This window comes from Cupriavidus sp. 8B, from assembly GCF_054589115.1.
This window is the reverse complement of sequence record NZ_BAAILO010000078.1, coordinates 1-1,468: the sequence shown is the minus strand read 5'-3', so window position 1 is coordinate 1,468 and position 1,468 is coordinate 1. Positions and strand designations below refer to the sequence as shown.

The 1,468-nt window shown below is 63.4% G+C and carries 2 protein-coding genes; both read left to right on the top strand.

Annotation, left to right across the window (positions count from 1 at the left end; genetic code table 11):
* Positions 1 to 110 precede the first annotated feature (110 nt).
* Positions 111 to 575, top strand: a complete 465-nt coding sequence (locus ACYP5B_RS07330) for a hypothetical protein (RefSeq protein WP_459569131.1) — start codon at positions 111 to 113, stop codon at positions 573 to 575.
* Positions 551 to 1,468 (top strand): IS3 family transposase (locus ACYP5B_RS07325; RefSeq protein WP_459569132.1); only part of this gene is annotated, 918 nt, incomplete at its 3' end. The genes ACYP5B_RS07330 and ACYP5B_RS07325, both read left to right, overlap by 25 nt.

Sequence of the window (1,468 nt, the reverse complement as noted above, 5' to 3'; positions counted from 1 at the left end):
GCCCTCCATGTCAGGATACTTGTCGCCTCGGTCTCCTTGGTGAAGCAAAATGGAGGGCGGTGTGCGAATAGGTGATGACACGATATGCAACCGAGCATCGGGAATGGGTGGTGGAGCAGATGATGCCGCCGCTGAACCGGTCGGTAGTGGAGTTGGCCAAGGCCACAGGGATCACGACAGTGACCTTGCGGACTTGGCGCAGGATGGCGAGAGAAGCAGGAAGAATTGTGCCGGGTGACGGAAAGCAAAGTGATCAATGGAGCAGCGCGGACAAGTTCCGCGTGGTGTTGGAGACAGCGCCGCTAAGCGAAGCGGAGTTGTCGGAATACTGCCGCGGCAAAGGCATCCAGCCAGAGCAGGTTCAGCAATGGCGTGAGGCGTGCGAGCAGGCCAATGCGGCTGCGCCCGTCAAGCGAACGCTGGCACAGCGGCGGGAAGACGAAGCGGCGCGCAGGCGAGTGCGTGAACTGGAACGCGAGCTCAAGCGCAAGAATGCGGCGCTGGCGGAGACGGCAGCACTGCTGGTCTTGCAAAAAAAAGCCGCAGCGATCTGGGGACGGGACGAGGAAGACTGATCAGCACCCCGGATCGCTTGGAAGCCATAGAGTTGATCGACGAAGCGGTGAGCGCCGGGGCCCGGCAGGAGAAGGCCTGCGAGGCGCTCGGTTTGACCGGGCGGACCTTGCAGCGCTGGCGGCAAGCCCCCGCCGACGGGCGGCTGGAAGCGCGTCGCGAGGCACCGGCCAACAAGTTCAGCGAAGCAGAACGGCAGGCGGTGCTGAAGGCGGCGAACCAGCCAGGTTACGCGAGCCTGACGCCGCACCAGATCGTGCCAAAGCTGGCGGATGAGGGTATCTACGTGGGATCGGTATCGACGATCTACCGGGTGCTGCATGCAGCGGGACAAAGCCGTCGGCGCGGCCGCAGCAAGGCCCCGTGCGTGCGCCCGCTGACGACGCACCGGGCTACGGGTCCGAACCAGGTGTGGTGTTGGGACATTACCTGGCTACCGACCACGGTCAAGGGCAAGTTCTTCTACTGGTACATGATGAAGGATATCTATAGCCGCAAGCTGGTCGCCAACGAGGTGCATGAGAGCCAGACGGCTGAGCACGCCAGCCGCCTGCTGATGCACGGCTGTTTGCGGGAGCAGACCGCGGGTCGTCCGCTGGTACTGCACTCGGACAACGGCAAGGCCATGAAAGGGGCCACCATGCTGGCAGCGATGTATGACCTAGGCGTGGTGCCCTCCTACAGCCGGCCCAGGGTGAGCAACGACAACGCCTATGCCGAAGCGTTGTTCCGCACGGCGAAGTACTGCCCGATGTGGCCGGAGCGCCCGTTCGAGAGCCTGGAACAAGCGCGTGACTGGGTGTTGCGCTTCGTGCGCTGGTACAACGACGAGCACCGACACAGCGGCCTGAAATACGTCACGCCAAGCCAGCGGCATCAGGGCAAAGCTACCGCA